This is a genomic window from Paenibacillus pectinilyticus (genome assembly GCF_001700435.1).
GTDB lineage: Bacteria > Bacillota > Bacilli > Paenibacillales > NBRC-103111 > Paenibacillus_E > Paenibacillus_E pectinilyticus.
The window spans coordinates 1,006,145-1,019,664 of sequence record NZ_LYPC01000027.1 but is presented as its reverse complement, the minus strand read 5'-3'; the positions used below and the strand labels follow the sequence as shown (position 1 = coordinate 1,019,664).

The window sequence follows — 13,520 nt, the reverse complement described above, 5'->3', positions numbered from 1 at the left end:
CGTTTTTTAAGCAAAAAATAGAGCCTAGCCTTTATATTGAAGGCCTCGGCTCTATTCATTTATTAGCGGATTCATTTAGCCGTACTTGTATGTCATGCCATGGCCGCCCTTCGGGTACACCCAATCGATGTTATAGGAAGGACACGCAATCCGGCAAGTGCCGCATTCAATACAATTTTCAAACGCGACTGTCGTAATTTTGAGCTTCTTTTCCCACTCGTAAACATCCGAAGGACAGAAATAATTGCAGTCTTTCGTCACACAATTTAAACAAGTTTGTTTATCTTTGATCACGAGGTGGGATTTATCATCGCATTTATAACGAATGGTAAATAATTTATCTGAAATATCACTTTGGCTCATCCGTTCATCGCCCTCCATCCCTTATAGCCTAGCTTCATCAGGTTAACCGTACCGCCTGCGGCGTTTTTGATTAGCTTCATGGCCATTTTTTGTTTTTCGGCTTTCGTAATTCCATCAACGAGGAACATGTTGTACGCTGCTTCATTCACAGCCCGCGGCAGCCGATCGAATAAGAGACCTGGATCCTGTTCCTTCAGGAATTGGTGCATACCTTTGTATTTCTGTAAGTCTTTGTGCACAAAGGAATCACGAATTTTATTATCGTAGCTATGCATCGTCGGAGCTGAGAAATCCCCGCGTGCTTTCGCTTCGATAATCGCTTCCCCGGCCAAGCGGCCTGAGGTCATCGCCAGATTCGTCCCCTCCCTGTGGACAAAATTAACTAATTGCGCCGCATCGCCGCAGACGCACCAGCCATCGCCAGATAAGGTAGGCATCGAATGAAAACCGCCCTCTGGAATCAGATGGCCAGAGTACTCCTTGGTTTCTCCGCCTTGAATCAGTTTACGAATCATCGGATGCTGCTTAACGGCATCGAGTACAGCATAAGGCTTCACCTTTTTATCTCGCAAATGGTTCACCATAACGCCGACGCCTAAAGAGATCGTTTCTTTGTTCGTGTAGAGGAAGCCCATGCCTGCCATCCCGAGCGAAGTTTCGCCCATAAATTCAATGGTGACCCCTTCGTCACCCTCGAGCCCGAAGCGGTCCTCGATTTTTTCACGGGGCAGCGCTATTACTTCTTTTACTGCCAAAGATACCTCATCCGGCATCCATTCCTTATGAATCCCCATCGCTTTACCGAGCAATGAGTTCACGCCATCAGCAATGACGACAACATCCGCATACAAATCGCCGTCATCGCGGTCAGTACGTACGCCCACAACCTTGTTCCCTTCGCGTATTACATCCAGTGCAACCGTCTCGTAAATCGGAATCGCGCCAGCTGCGACGGCTTTTTCGGCAAACCATTGATCGAATTTGACACGTAATCCTGTGAAGCAATTGTAGGGCTCTTTGTACGCCTCATTACGATGACCGAAGGTGACCATTGATTCCTTGCCCATCATCCATATTCGTTGTTCAACTATATAGCGCTCCATCGGGAAATTCTTTTCTTTCCAAAATTCAGGAACAAGTTCCTCGATTTGCTTGCGATAGAGGACGCCTCCGAAAATATTTTTCGCACCTGGAAACTCTCCTCTTTCAAGCAGAACGACAGATAACCCTGCTCTCGCCATGGTGAGTGCCGCTGCTGCCCCAGCAGGTCCTCCGCCAACGACGATAGCGTCGAATTTTTCGTTCATTTTGCTTCACTCCTCTCTCGTGCTTCGATTGCCTCTGTTGCCGTTGGCTGGGTAGATGAAGAGGCATCAGCCACTGATGACGGATGAATGCCAAAAAGCGTGCGGCGCTTCCTAAATTCTTCTGTGATGGCAGGGACGATTTTGAATAGATCCCCCACCAGTCCATAGTGGGCAAATTGAAAAATAGGCGCCTTCTCATCCTTGTTGATGGCGACGACAACATCGGCATGACTCATACCGACGGTATGTTGCACCGCGCCAGAGATGCCGATGGCGAAGTAAAGCTTCGGCCGCACCGTGGCGCCCGTCTGACCCACCTGATGCTCGTGGCTGATCCAGCCGGCATCCACGGCAGCGCGGGACGCGCCAACGACACCGCCGAGCGCATCCGCTAGCTCAGCTAGCAGCTTGAAAGCATCGGGCCCGCCTAGTCCGCGGCCCCCAGCTACAATAATCTCGCATTCTTCGAGATTAAGCTTGCCGGTTTCGCGCAGGAAGTCAAGCACCTGCGCGTCAATCTCTTCCTCCCGCATCGTCGCGGTCATGGGGATGATCTCGCCTTGGCGCGCCGTGTCCTTTGGCAGCGCCTGAAACACGCCGGCACGCGCTGTTGCCATCTGCGGCCGGTATTGTTTACAGAGGATGGTGGCCATCATCTTCTCGGAAAAAGCCGGCCGGCTGGCCAGCAGCAGCCGCGAAGGCGGCGGCTCCACGTCGAGCTGCGTCGTGTCGGCCGTCAGCCCTGTTGGCAGGTGCGTCGCGATCGCGCCTGCCAGATCGCGGCCCGTCGCAGTCGCGCCGAACAACACAATCTCAGGCTTCGCATCCTCGATAAGCTTCAAGCAGACCCGGCTGTACGGCCGGGTTCTGTAATCGCGAAGCTCGGGGGCTTCGCAGAGATACACCCGGTCCGCGCCGTACTGCACGGCTTCATCGGCGAGATGTGCGACATTCTCGCCGATAACGAGCGCCATGAGCGGCGCTTCCAGCTTGGCAGCTAATTTTTTGCCTTCGCCAAGCAGCTGCCAGGATACCTTTTTCGCAATACCTTCACGCTGCTCAACAACGATCAAAACCCCGCGATACGCCGACCAATCCGGCATGGACGCTTCTGTTTGTTCCGTCGATTCCTCTTTTGCCATCGTGTCATCCTCCGTTCCTCTCTATCAAGCCCAATCCAATACCGTTTGCATGTCCTTCGTCAATAGCTGGTCAGCTAGCTGCGCAGCCCCTGCTTCTGGACTATCACATGTAATCATTTGTGTCTTCACCGCTTTGATTTCGGGTACCCATGTTTTGGCCACAATCGTTGGCGAGCCCTTAAGGCCAATCTTCGCCCGCTCCAGATCCGGAAAATCAGCCGTCGTCCATACCGTAGGCTTATATCGGGCTGCTCGAATCATTCCGGGAAGTGAGGCACGTCTTACTTTATTCAACTCTTTAAGTGCAGTTATCAGTACCGGCATGCTTGTCTCAACAACTTCAATGCCATCCTCTAGCAACCTATGAACTCGCACTTTGCGGTTTTCTTCATCCACTTTCACAACTTGATTCACATACGTAAGCTGTTCTAAATCCAATCGGCAAGCCACACCTGGACCAACTTGTCCCGTGTCACCATCTAGCGTCTGTTTTCCGCAAAATACGATATCCACAGGCCCCCATGTTTCCGCAATTTTGCGAATCGTTCGCGCGACAACATAAGACGTTGCTAATGTGTCGGCACCAGCAAAACCACGATCTGTCACCAATACCGCATCATCAGCGCCTAGGGAAATACATTCCTTGAGCCCTTTTTCAGCGGGAGGCGGCCCCATCGTAACAACCGTGATGCGCGCACCTTGCTCATCCTTAATGCGAAGCGCCTCTTCCAAGCCATGCATATCATAGAAATTCACAATACTGGGGACACCTTGACGAATGAGCGTATTATTCTTGGGATCAATGCGAATTTCTCTAGAGTCCGGTACTTGTTTGATACAAACAACGATATGCAGCATCTCTGCACCCTCCTATTCTTGCGGGGAACTAGCTTGCATCATCTAACCTTAAAACGTTGCAACCTTCTTGGCATCGCGCAGTTGTGACTTGTGATGTGTCTGTTATTTGTTGTCACCTTTCAGCAATCTCTGTCTGATAGCCTGTCATCATTGTGAAATTTGTCACGTAAATGTCGATACGAAATCGCTTTCAGAGCTTTTAATGAAATGTCGTCGAACAAGTAGAAAGAAAAGAATCTAACACAGTATATGCAACAGGTTGCGGAACTTGACTAAACCTGTGAAATTTGAAGTGTCACTGGCCGTGTATGCCGAAATTCAGATTGACGTGCGAACCAACTTTTACTTCGATCATAGTAAGCTCGATTTGTGCCCCTACTCCTACTCCACCTTATTTATGCTCCGTTTCCGGGTCTAGCTTTTTCCGACTGACTGTCTCGTAAGAACACATTTTCTGTTATATCTACAAGTATTGAAAAAAGAGTTGTGAAAAGCACTGCGTACACCTGCATTCGAATAGCTATTAATTACTATTGTAGATACAACAGAATTTTGTTTTTCAAGGTGGGAAGGCGGTTGGAGTTGGGGTTTGGGTTGGGGTTGGGGTTGGCTTTGCTCTTGGCTTTGGTCTTGGCTTTGGTCTTGGCTTTGGTCTTGGCTTTGATCTTAGCGTTGGTCTTGGCGTTGCCGTTGGGCTTGATCTTGGGCTTGCGGTTGCGGTTGCGGGTGGGTTCGGCTTGTTCTTGATCTTGGGGCTGAGGTTCGGGTTCAGGTCGGAACCCCTAACAAAAATAAAAACTGTCCGAGGCGACTTAAGCACCTCTAGACAGTTAAATGCAATCAATATAATTTACCATAGGTTAACACCACGGTAATGCCGTGATTATCTTGTGTTGCCTGGTCTAACAACAAGTACTCCTCAGCCTATACATTTACCTTTGTATATCGATTCGCTGGAATCGGTATCCCCAAATTCCCACGAAGTGTATCCGCTTCGTACTCCGTCCGATACAGCCCACGCTCTTGCAGAATCGGCACAACGAGGTCAACGAAGTCATCTAATCCTTTAGGCAGGGCAGCTGCGATGATAAAGCCGTCTGCGGCATTTTCTTCGAACCAAGCTTGCACGCGATCCGCGACATATTCTGGGGTACCCGTGAATTCATTGCGCGGTGTAGCGACATTCAAAGCGACTTGGCGCAGCGTTAGGTTTTTTTCCTTGGCGGTTTGCTTAATTCTGTCCGTACCACTGCGGAAGCTGTTGCTGCCGAAATCGCCTAAATCCGGGAACGGCTCATCCAGCGGGTATTGGGAGAAGTCGTGGTGCTCGAAGAAACGGCCAAGATACTCCAGTGCCTTGTCAATCGTCACCAATGCAGCGACTTCTTGATATTTACGCTCTGCTTCTTCTTCGGTCACACCGATAATCGGGGCGATGCCCGGTAATATGACAACTTCGTCCGGATTGCGGCCTTCGGAGGCGGCTCTCTTTTTAAGATCAGCATAATAGACTTTCGCTTCTTCGATCGACTCATGTCCTGCAAAAATCGCATCCGCCACTTTCGCTGCAAACGCCCGGCCATCCTCAGATGCGCCTGCCTGGAAAATCACGGGTTGACCCTGTCTCGAACGCGCAATGTTCAACGGACCTTGAACAGAGAAATATTCACCTTTGTGGTTCAAGGTATGCAGCTTGCTTGGGTCAAAGAAGACGCCGCTCTCTTTATCCCGAACAAACGCATCATCTTCCCAAGAATCCCACAGCCCGCGTGTCACTTCCAAATACTCATTCGCGATGCGATAACGCTCAGGGTGTGTAGGATGTTCCGCTTTGCTATAGTTTTTCGCTGAGCCTTCCAGCGGGGACGTCACAACGTTCCAACCGGAACGCCCGTCACTGATCTTATCGATAGAGGCAAATTGCCGAGCCACTGTGAAAGGTTCACTGTACGAAGTCGATAATGTGCCTACAAGACCAATATGGGAAGTGACCGAAGCCAACGCGGAAAGGATGGTAATCGGCTCAAAACGATTCAAGAAATGCGGAATCGATTTCTCTGTAATATAAAGTCCGTCTGCGATAAATACCAAATCGAATTTACCTGATTCTGCTTTCTGTGCCTGCTGTTTATAAAAGCCAAAATTCACACTGGCATCCGTAATTGCCTCTGGGTGTCTCCAACCCGATACATTACCACCAACACCATGAATAATGGCGCCTAATTTTATTTGTTTTTGCTTAGCCATAGTTATCTCCGTCCTTTCACAATATCGCAGCGGTTTGTAATTGCAATTTATAGCTTTTCACGAGGATCTCGCCTTTTTGAATGTCTTTGTCAAACGCACGTTCAAAGCCGAGTCGTTCATAGAGTTTGACCGCCGACTCCATCATATCTGATGTATGCAAATGCAACGTGGTCGCTCCAAGTTCAATAGCACGCTTGATGTTTTCTTTAATAAGCAATGTAGCAATCCCACGTCCTCTAGCGCTCGGTGATACAGCTAACAGGCGGAGAATGGGAGAATGTATACCGAGTTCCGGCGCACCATAGGCGGTTTCAGAAGATTGAAACAAGAGTGAGCTTCCGATGATTTCACCATCAATTTCGGCAATAATCCGAGCAATTGGTGTGTCACTATCAACAGATGCGACTATATTTTCCTTATATTGATCCCAGCCCTCTGGAGGCAGCACAGCACGATATTGACCATAGGCGTCTTCCAGAACTTTGCGAATCGCATCGCGATCTCCATCATTCGCTTCTCGAATAAGAACAACTTTATCATCCGACATACGAAATTCCTCCCTATACTCGCGCTTCTAAAGCTTGCTTAATCCTTGCAATTTGCCCCAAATGGTTCTGAACATGTGCGACAAAAGACTGAACAACATCCCTTAGGGTGAGTGTTTGGCCTTTGAAATTCACACCTGTTTTGTCCCAATCTTCCGCTGACAATCGCTCAAACAAGGCATGGTTATATACTAATAATGAATGAAAAAGAACTAAGATATCGGAAGCTAAGCCCTCGTTGGCTTTGGCGCTGCTAACCCATGGATCTTGATCGAACGCTGGTAATTGAGCCGATGCCCCAGAAATAATAGCGCGAATTCGGAATGAGACGACGATATTATGATCGGCTAGATGAGATAAAACCTCGGTTACACTCCATTTATCTGATGCAGGTTTCCAACTCAATTGACCATCGTTCAGTCCTTGAATTGCTTCCTGCAGTTGTTGATGCGTATACAAATAGGCGGATAAATCAGGAATCGTTGAACTCATGTCGATACCTCCAGTGGGTGGTTGGATGATAGCTCTTGTAAGGCTTTTTCGGCTAAAACGGCAAAATAGTGCGCACTGACCGGTAACGCTCGTTCATCAATATCAAAAGCGGGATGATGCCATTCTTGCGGGCCTGATGTGCCCATGAATACGAAAACACCAGGTATTTTCTTTTGATAATAAGCGAAATCCTCTCCTGCTGGAGATGGCACGGGTGTTATCACTTGCAGACCTGCTTGCTCAGCAGCCTCAACAGCCAATTGCGCTAGTGCCTCATCATTGAACACGGATGGCGGCCCTTTAATCCATCGAAGTGAAGCTTTTGTCGCATAGGCAGCGGCTACACCGTGCACCACTTGCTCAAATCTTTTGATAATAAGCGTTCTAACACTTTCATCGAAAGTCCGCACGGTACCATCCAAGATGGCTTTATCCGGAATAACATTCCAAGCTGTACCACTGTGAATCCTTGTCACACTTATGACCGCGCTCTGCAAGGAGCTGATGTTGCGACTCACGATCGACTGAAGTGCGGTCACGATGTGTGCCCCTGTTACAATCGGGTCAATTCCCGCTTCTGGAACGGCTGCATGTGTACCCAGTCCTTCAACCTCGATCACAAAGCCGTCCGCAGCTGCCATCAAAGGACCGGCTTTGATGCCTATTGTCCCCACTGGGAGATCAGGTTTGTTGTGCATGCCATAAATCGCGCGCACCCCTTCAAGTGCGCCGCTTTGAATGACTTGCTCCGCGCCCTGCGCTTTCTCCTCAGCCGGTTGAAAAATGAATCGAACCGTTCCCTTCAGCTCTTTTTCCTGCTGCTTGAGCAGGATGGCTGCCCCGAGGACGGCGGCTGTATGGAAATCATGCCCGCAAGCATGCATCTTGCCTGCAACCTGCGACGCATAGGGAAGACCCGTCTCTTCTTGAATCGGCAGTGCATCGATATCTGCACGAATCGCAATGATTGGCCCCCCCTGTAAGCCGCCTACTTCGGCAATAAGGCCTGTTTTCAGCTGAAAATCAGCGATACGAATACCCGCTTCTGTCAGCCAACCACGAATAGCAGCAGTCGTTTGAATCTCCTCATGCGATAATTCAGGATGCTGATGCAACTGACGCCGGATGTGCACTAGCTTCTGAGCTAACTCCGGCAGCGTCCCTTCCAATGGTGTTGTACTCATCCTTACTCCTCCTTGCCTCTATACCAATGATTCTGCGAATGCTTCACTTAACAGCTCAAAGGAGCGCAGACGTTTGCTAAAATCTTTCACAGATGTTGTTACGATAAATTCATCAATGCTATATTTTTGCTGGAGTTCAAGCAGTTTCTGACGTACTGTTTCTTTGGTCCCGCGTGTAATTTCAGCTTGCTTCTCTTCAACCGTAAACTTAGCCTGCGTTTGGCGGCCGTACTCTTCGGCTTGTTCCAGCGTGCCTACAGTTAACGTCTTACCATTTTCCAAATGGATTTTGACATTCTTATATTCGCCTGCAAGCTCGTTTGCCTCTTCCTCTGAATCCGCAACGATTAAGGAAAGTGCGAGAAGCAACTGAGGTCGAGTCCCTTTATCCGAATTAAAATGTGCGTGATACGCTTCGAAAGCCGCTTCAGCAATTGATTGATCGCCATTAATGAATTGGGCAAATACGTAAGGCAAACCGGATTCCGCTGCCGATTGCGCACTCGCGCTGCTTGCTCCGAGGACATAAATGTCTACAGGTGTTGGCGGAATAGGTGAAACGCGCAGGCCTTTCAATGGATGCTCGGCATGCAGGTCATTTCGTACAAATTGCTGCAGATCATTTAATTTTTCTGCCAATGTGGCAGCTTCTGTTATACCTTGCTGTAAAGCTTTGGTTGAGCGTGGAAGTCCACCAGGCGCACGGCCTATACCCAGATCAACTCTGCCTGGCGCCAGTGTAGCAAGTACATTAAAGTTCTCCGCCACCTTATAGGGGCTGTAATGTTGGAGCATAATACCGCCAGAGCCAATGCGTATGCGCTCGGTTTTAGCTAGTAGATGTGAGATTAAAACCTCTGGCGAAGATCCCGCTACCTGCTCGGAATCATGATGCTCTGACACCCAGAATCGGTGATAATCCAATGATTCGGCTTTCTGCACAAGTTCAACTGTATGCTGAAATGCATCGTAAGCTGTCTCTCCTGGAAAAACGACACTTTGATCCAAAATACTCAGTTTTATCCCCATGTCCCTACACTCCATTTCGTTTCATGACTTCCTGCTATATGTTGTAACTCCACTCGGGCGTAATACGCTTGAGAAATTGCTTTGTCCGTTCTTCTTTGGCATTGCCGAAAATCTCCCTCGGATTGCCTTCTTCGACGATCACACCTTCATCCATAAACACCACATGATTAGCGACTTCACGGGCAAAACCCATTTCATGGGTAACAATTATCATCGTGATGCCTTCTTTGGCAATCTTCTGAATCACATCCAGGACTTCACCAACAAGTTCAGGATCTAAAGCTGAAGTCGGTTCATCGAATAAGATGACTTCTGGATTCAAGGCTAGTGCTCGTGCAATACCCACACGCTGCTGTTGTCCGCCGGAGAGTTGACTCGGATAAGCATCCAGCTTACTCGCTAAACCAACTTTTTCAAGCACCTTGACACTAATGTCTCTCGCTTTCTCTTTGGACTGCTTCTGAACAATGACGAGTCCTTCCATGACATTTTCCAGTACGGTTTTATGTTTGAAAAGATTGTAATGCTGAAACACCATCGCTGTTTTCTGACGTAGCGTATGGATCTCATCTTTGGTAGGACGCTTATAATTCACCGTGAATTTGCCTATCGTCACCTCGCCGTTATTTGGCTTCTCCAAATAATTCATGCAGCGCAGGAGGGTTGTTTTCCCGGAACCGCTGGGGCCAAGAATACAAACGACTTCCCCTTTTTGCACTGTCAGGTTAATCCCCTTCAGTACCTCGTTCTTTCCGAACGATTTCGTGATATTCGTCATTTGAATCATGATACGCCACCTCGGTTATACAGATTGATTCGTTTCTCTAGTAAGCCTGTTGCTCGTTCGATCAGGAAGGTAATTCCCCAGAAAAGCAGCGCGGCCGCGATATAAGCTTCGAAAAATTTCCAGTTCGTTGTAGCAACAATTTGTGCCTTTGCATTAATTTCGACAACCGATACGGTGAAAGCCAGTGTCGACCCATGCAGCATGCCGATTAGGGTATTGGATAAGTTCGGTAAACTCACGGCGAGTGCTTGTGGCAAAATGATGCGGCGCAGCGCTTGTGGCGTGGTCATTCCGATGGAGTAAGCCGCTTCAATCTGACCGCGATTAATGGCGACAATCCCCGATCGCACAACCTCTGACAGGTACGCACCTGCTGTGATTGAGAAAGAAAGAAAGGCAAAACCAATCATCGGAATCGAGACAGCGCGGAAGCTCCAGCCCATCGCAACGGAAATGCCATCAATGATCATCGGCAAACCGAAATAAATGAGCAACAGATGCATGAGCATCGGTGTACCTCGAACAAAAGTCACGTAAGCCGTCGCGAGATAATGAATGTAAGGCACTCGATATAGTCGGATTAAAGCTACGGATGCCCCTATCAAGAATCCGAAAAAGACGGAAACAACGGTAATCAACAGTGTGTTAGGCAGTGCGGACAGCAATTGCACAAAGGCCGTCCATATGAAACCAGGATCGATACTCATGCTTGAAAGCCCCCTTTATCCGGCTGGGTGGACCATATTCCTTTGAACCAGCGGCGTGAGAGTGGTTGACGTTCTTCGGTCACAAGCGGTTGCTCGTGCTGAAGCAGTCGTTTCTCCACATACATAAAGAGCTTCTCTAGTCCAAAACAGATGATGAAGTAAATGATTGAAAGCGAAATATAGGTTTCCATAAAATGCTGGGTTGCCGCGCCAAGCGTCTGTGCTTTCCCCATCAACTCCATCGCTCCTAGAGAGAAGGCGAGTGATGTATCTTTCAAATTCGCTATGAGCAAGTTTGTAAAATTCGGAAGTGAAATGGCTAATGCTTGCGGCATAATGATTCGTGTAAAAGCTTGATAACCTGTCATGCCAACGGAATACGCAGCCTCCACCTGACCTTTATCGACTGCTTTAACTGCTGCACGAATGACTTCCGAGATGTAAGCACCCGAATGGAGTGCAAAGGTAAGAATAACAAAGGTTAATACAGGTGCTTTTGACACATCCACATGTATCGTCTTCAATATTTCAGGAAGCCCGTAATAGATGAGGAACAGCTGGATCAGGATCGGTGTTCCACGAAAAAAGGAGACATAGATTTGTGATAACCTTTGCACCACCGGTATTTGGTAGAGCCGGGGGAGCGCGATGAGAAATCCAAAGACGATCCCCAGCAACATCGAACAAGCAACAATGAATAGCGAGATATGAATGTAACTCAGTAATTTTGGTAAGAAATCAAATACATAGGTGATATCGAATTGGTTGGCCATGATGGCGATCTCACCTCTCTTAGAGTCATAGAATAGAAACTATTTCGCGTCGTCTTTTTTCGTGAAGTCTCCGCCCAACCACTGTGTGCTTAACTTCGAAAGTGTTCCATCGGCTTTGATAGCCTTCAACGCCACGTCGATTTTATCGGCCAGCTCTTGCCCGTCTTTATCGTTTTTGCGGAATAAGAAGCGTACTTCTGCCTCATCAATAATCGGCCCAACTGCTGTTAATTTGCTTTGTGGATCAAGCAACGGAAGTAAGAAATCTGCGCCAAGCGCCCCATCCGCACGCCCGGTTGTCAGCTGATTCACTAGATCGTTCGCAGCGCCGCTTTGATAAACAATTTTGATCGCATTGTCGTGCGTTTTATTGTAGTTCTCCAACAATGTCGCTTCTGCGCTCGTTGCCGTTGTTAAAGCCTTTTTACCTTTTAGATCATCGATCGATTTCACGGTTGTGTTATCTTTGGCAACAATGACCTTCGTTTTCCAATACGCATAAGGCTCGTTGTTGAACAGGTATTTCTCTTCACGCTCTTTGTTCTTCTCAATTTCATGAGCAACGAAGTCGATCTTGTTTGTTTCTAAGCTAAGAAGCAGGTTAGCGAAATCCATTGTTTTAAACTCAAATTCATATTCAGGCAATCGTTTATCTAGCTCTTTCACCAATTCAATGTCATACCCGGTTAATTTACCGTCTTTGTCAAGGAAAGCCACGTTCGGAAACTGTGTGCCTGTGCCTACGACAATTTTTTTAACTTTCACGGGTGCTGTTGTTGCCGCTGCACTTGCGACTGGTGCTTTCGTGCTATCTGCAGCAGCCTTAGGGGATGCATTCGTTGTCTCGCTTTTGGAACCGCATCCTGCTACTACCAAAGCTAAAGCTACTGTTGTTACTGCAAGTGTTGTGAATTGTTTCATTGTGAACCCCTCCATTGTTTTGTATGTTTTAATCCTTATAATTCCTACTTGTTTTGTATGAATTATAGCTATGCATTTAATTTATCATCCTAATCCGAAACTGGATAATAGAGTTTTTCTATATAGATATCAAGAAATCAAATTTGATCTTGAATCGATTGGGCGATCCCTTTACATAAATCTAAAGCATGATTGAACCATAAGCCGTTCTCTCCGTTCAGGGCAATCATGTTTGTTTGTAGTGAAATGCCGGAAACTTCTTGAAAATGGATAGGAAACAACTTCTTTTCTTTAACTTCTTGTTCGACACACAGACTGGGCAGAAAAGCAATGCCAACTCGGCTCAACACTAATTTCTTCGCTGTTTCGAGCGTGTCGGTCTGAAATTCAATATTCGGCGGCTGGCTCATGCTGGCAAATAAGCGATGAATTCGCATCCAGTCGAGGGATCCGCATTCGAAGAAAACGAGTGGATACTCACCAATCTCATCAATAGACAGCGAGTCTTTTCCAATAAAGGGATGCCCCTCGTATACATAGAGTCGAATAGGATCTTCATACGCCTTGGCCGAGAGCAAATTCGGATGACTGATATTGCGAACAAAGCCTACATCTAACTCGCGGCTCAATACTTTGTTAATAATTTCTTCTGAGGGAGCTGTTGTCAGCTTATACTTCACATCTGGATACTTCTGTTTAAGCTTTGGAATGATGGTAGGCATGATGTAGTTGGAAACTGATACCGTACACCCCACACGCAACTCGTTCGGCAGAGTTCGTTTTTGCTTCAATTCAATTTTACTTTTCTGAAAAGTTTGCAGCAGTTGCTGGGCATAAGGGAGAAACTTCTTCCCCTCATCTGTCAGTGAAATCTGTTTCCCGACCCGCTCGAACAAACGGCTGTCCAGCTCCCTTTCAAGGGATTGTATGCGTGCTGTAACGGAAGGTTGAGATAAAAAGAGGATTTCTGCTGCTTTGTTAAAGCTGCCATAATGAATCACATAAACGAATGCTTCGATATTCTCAATGTTCACAAGATCACCCCATTTAAAGACCATATAATTAAAACTTATAATTCCGATAAACTAACTTGGTTTAAGGTTGTTATAACTATAAATCAACTCCCAGTAAGTGTCAACAACAAAAAATAAGCCGTCTCCCTTTA

At 47.4% G+C, this 13,520-nt stretch carries 14 protein-coding genes; all 14 read right to left on the bottom strand.

Going from position 1 to position 13,520, the window contains the following annotated elements; translation table 11 throughout:
- Positions 1-75 precede the first annotated feature (75 nt).
- Positions 76-363 carry a ferredoxin family protein gene (locus A8709_RS26070; RefSeq protein WP_028554142.1) on the bottom strand — a complete coding sequence of 96 codons (288 nt, stop codon included), beginning with the start codon at positions 361-363 and terminating at the stop codon, positions 76-78.
- A complete protein-coding gene (locus A8709_RS26065) occupies positions 360-1,670 on the bottom strand; it encodes an FAD-dependent oxidoreductase (RefSeq protein WP_065856634.1) in 1,311 nt (436 codons plus the stop codon). The genes A8709_RS26070 and A8709_RS26065 overlap by 4 nt, the downstream gene beginning before the upstream one ends.
- Complete coding sequence (locus A8709_RS26060; RefSeq protein WP_065856632.1) at positions 1,667-2,812, bottom strand: electron transfer flavoprotein subunit alpha/FixB family protein; 1,146 nt, start codon at positions 2,810-2,812, stop codon at positions 1,667-1,669. Before A8709_RS26060 ends, A8709_RS26065 begins: the two co-directional genes overlap by 4 nt.
- Positions 2,813-2,836: 24 nt before the next feature.
- Positions 2,837-3,670 (bottom strand): electron transfer flavoprotein subunit beta/FixA family protein, encoded by an 834-nt coding sequence (locus A8709_RS26055; RefSeq protein WP_065856629.1) that lies wholly within the window; start codon positions 3,668-3,670, stop codon positions 2,837-2,839.
- A 924-nt stretch (positions 3,671-4,594) separates the two neighbouring features.
- The gene (locus A8709_RS26050; RefSeq protein ID WP_065856627.1) at positions 4,595-5,917 is read right to left on the bottom strand and encodes an LLM class flavin-dependent oxidoreductase; all 1,323 of its coding nucleotides are present in this window, start codon (positions 5,915-5,917) and stop codon (positions 4,595-4,597) included.
- 16 nt (positions 5,918-5,933) lie between these two features.
- Positions 5,934-6,464 (bottom strand): GNAT family N-acetyltransferase, encoded by a 531-nt coding sequence (locus A8709_RS26045; protein WP_065856625.1) that lies wholly within the window; start codon positions 6,462-6,464, stop codon positions 5,934-5,936.
- 13 nt (positions 6,465-6,477) lie between these two features.
- Positions 6,478-6,954: a DinB family protein gene (locus A8709_RS26040; RefSeq protein ID WP_065856623.1), complete on the bottom strand. Its 477-nt coding sequence runs from the start codon at positions 6,952-6,954 to the stop codon at positions 6,478-6,480.
- Complete coding sequence (locus A8709_RS26035) at positions 6,951-8,138, bottom strand: M20 peptidase aminoacylase family protein (protein ID WP_065856621.1); 1,188 nt, start codon at positions 8,136-8,138, stop codon at positions 6,951-6,953. Before A8709_RS26035 ends, A8709_RS26040 begins: the two co-directional genes overlap by 4 nt.
- 18 nt (positions 8,139-8,156) lie before the next feature.
- Positions 8,157-9,167, bottom strand: coding sequence for an LLM class flavin-dependent oxidoreductase (locus tag A8709_RS26030; RefSeq protein ID WP_065856619.1), 1,011 nt, complete (start codon positions 9,165-9,167; stop codon positions 8,157-8,159).
- Between the two features lie 34 nt (positions 9,168-9,201).
- Positions 9,202-9,954 (bottom strand): amino acid ABC transporter ATP-binding protein, encoded by a 753-nt coding sequence (locus A8709_RS26025; RefSeq protein WP_065856617.1) that lies wholly within the window; start codon positions 9,952-9,954, stop codon positions 9,202-9,204.
- On the bottom strand, positions 9,951-10,661 hold the full coding sequence (locus tag A8709_RS26020) for an amino acid ABC transporter permease (RefSeq protein ID WP_065856615.1): 711 nt from the start codon (positions 10,659-10,661) through the stop codon (positions 9,951-9,953). The genes A8709_RS26025 and A8709_RS26020 overlap by 4 nt, the downstream gene beginning before the upstream one ends.
- Positions 10,658-11,434 carry an amino acid ABC transporter permease gene (locus A8709_RS26015; RefSeq protein WP_065856613.1) on the bottom strand — a complete coding sequence of 259 codons (777 nt, stop codon included), beginning with the start codon at positions 11,432-11,434 and terminating at the stop codon, positions 10,658-10,660. The genes A8709_RS26020 and A8709_RS26015 overlap by 4 nt, the downstream gene beginning before the upstream one ends.
- A 39-nt stretch (positions 11,435-11,473) precedes the next feature.
- Positions 11,474-12,355 carry a transporter substrate-binding domain-containing protein gene (locus tag A8709_RS26010; protein WP_065856611.1) on the bottom strand — a complete coding sequence of 294 codons (882 nt, stop codon included), beginning with the start codon at positions 12,353-12,355 and terminating at the stop codon, positions 11,474-11,476.
- A gap of 137 nt (positions 12,356-12,492) precedes the next feature.
- A complete protein-coding gene (locus A8709_RS26005) occupies positions 12,493-13,389 on the bottom strand; it encodes a LysR family transcriptional regulator (RefSeq protein ID WP_065856608.1) in 897 nt (298 codons plus the stop codon).
- Between the last annotated feature and the right edge of the window lie 131 nt (positions 13,390-13,520).

Coding starts and splice junctions, on each gene's coding strand:
- A8709_RS26045 (WP_065856625.1), bottom strand. CDS start 6,464: ATGTCGGATGATAAAGTTGTTCTTATTCGAGAAGCGAATGATGGAGAT.
- A8709_RS26040 (WP_065856623.1), bottom strand. CDS start 6,954: ATGAGTTCAACGATTCCTGATTTATCCGCCTATTTGTATACGCATCAA.
- A8709_RS26050 (WP_065856627.1), bottom strand. CDS start 5,917: ATGGCTAAGCAAAAACAAATAAAATTAGGCGCCATTATTCATGGTGTT.
- A8709_RS26030 (WP_065856619.1), bottom strand. CDS start 9,167: ATGGGGATAAAACTGAGTATTTTGGATCAAAGTGTCGTTTTTCCAGGA.
- A8709_RS26020 (WP_065856615.1), bottom strand. CDS start 10,661: ATGAGTATCGATCCTGGTTTCATATGGACGGCCTTTGTGCAATTGCTG.
- A8709_RS26065 (WP_065856634.1), bottom strand. CDS start 1,670: ATGAACGAAAAATTCGACGCTATCGTCGTTGGCGGAGGACCTGCTGGG.
- A8709_RS26025 (WP_065856617.1), bottom strand. CDS start 9,954: ATGATTCAAATGACGAATATCACGAAATCGTTCGGAAAGAACGAGGTA.
- A8709_RS26070 (WP_028554142.1), bottom strand. CDS start 363: ATGAGCCAAAGTGATATTTCAGATAAATTATTTACCATTCGTTATAAA.
- A8709_RS26055 (WP_065856629.1), bottom strand. CDS start 3,670: ATGCTGCATATCGTTGTTTGTATCAAACAAGTACCGGACTCTAGAGAA.
- A8709_RS26060 (WP_065856632.1), bottom strand. CDS start 2,812: ATGGCAAAAGAGGAATCGACGGAACAAACAGAAGCGTCCATGCCGGAT.
- A8709_RS26035 (WP_065856621.1), bottom strand. CDS start 8,138: ATGAGTACAACACCATTGGAAGGGACGCTGCCGGAGTTAGCTCAGAAG.
- A8709_RS26015 (WP_065856613.1), bottom strand. CDS start 11,434: ATGGCCAACCAATTCGATATCACCTATGTATTTGATTTCTTACCAAAA.
- A8709_RS26010 (WP_065856611.1), bottom strand. CDS start 12,355: ATGAAACAATTCACAACACTTGCAGTAACAACAGTAGCTTTAGCTTTG.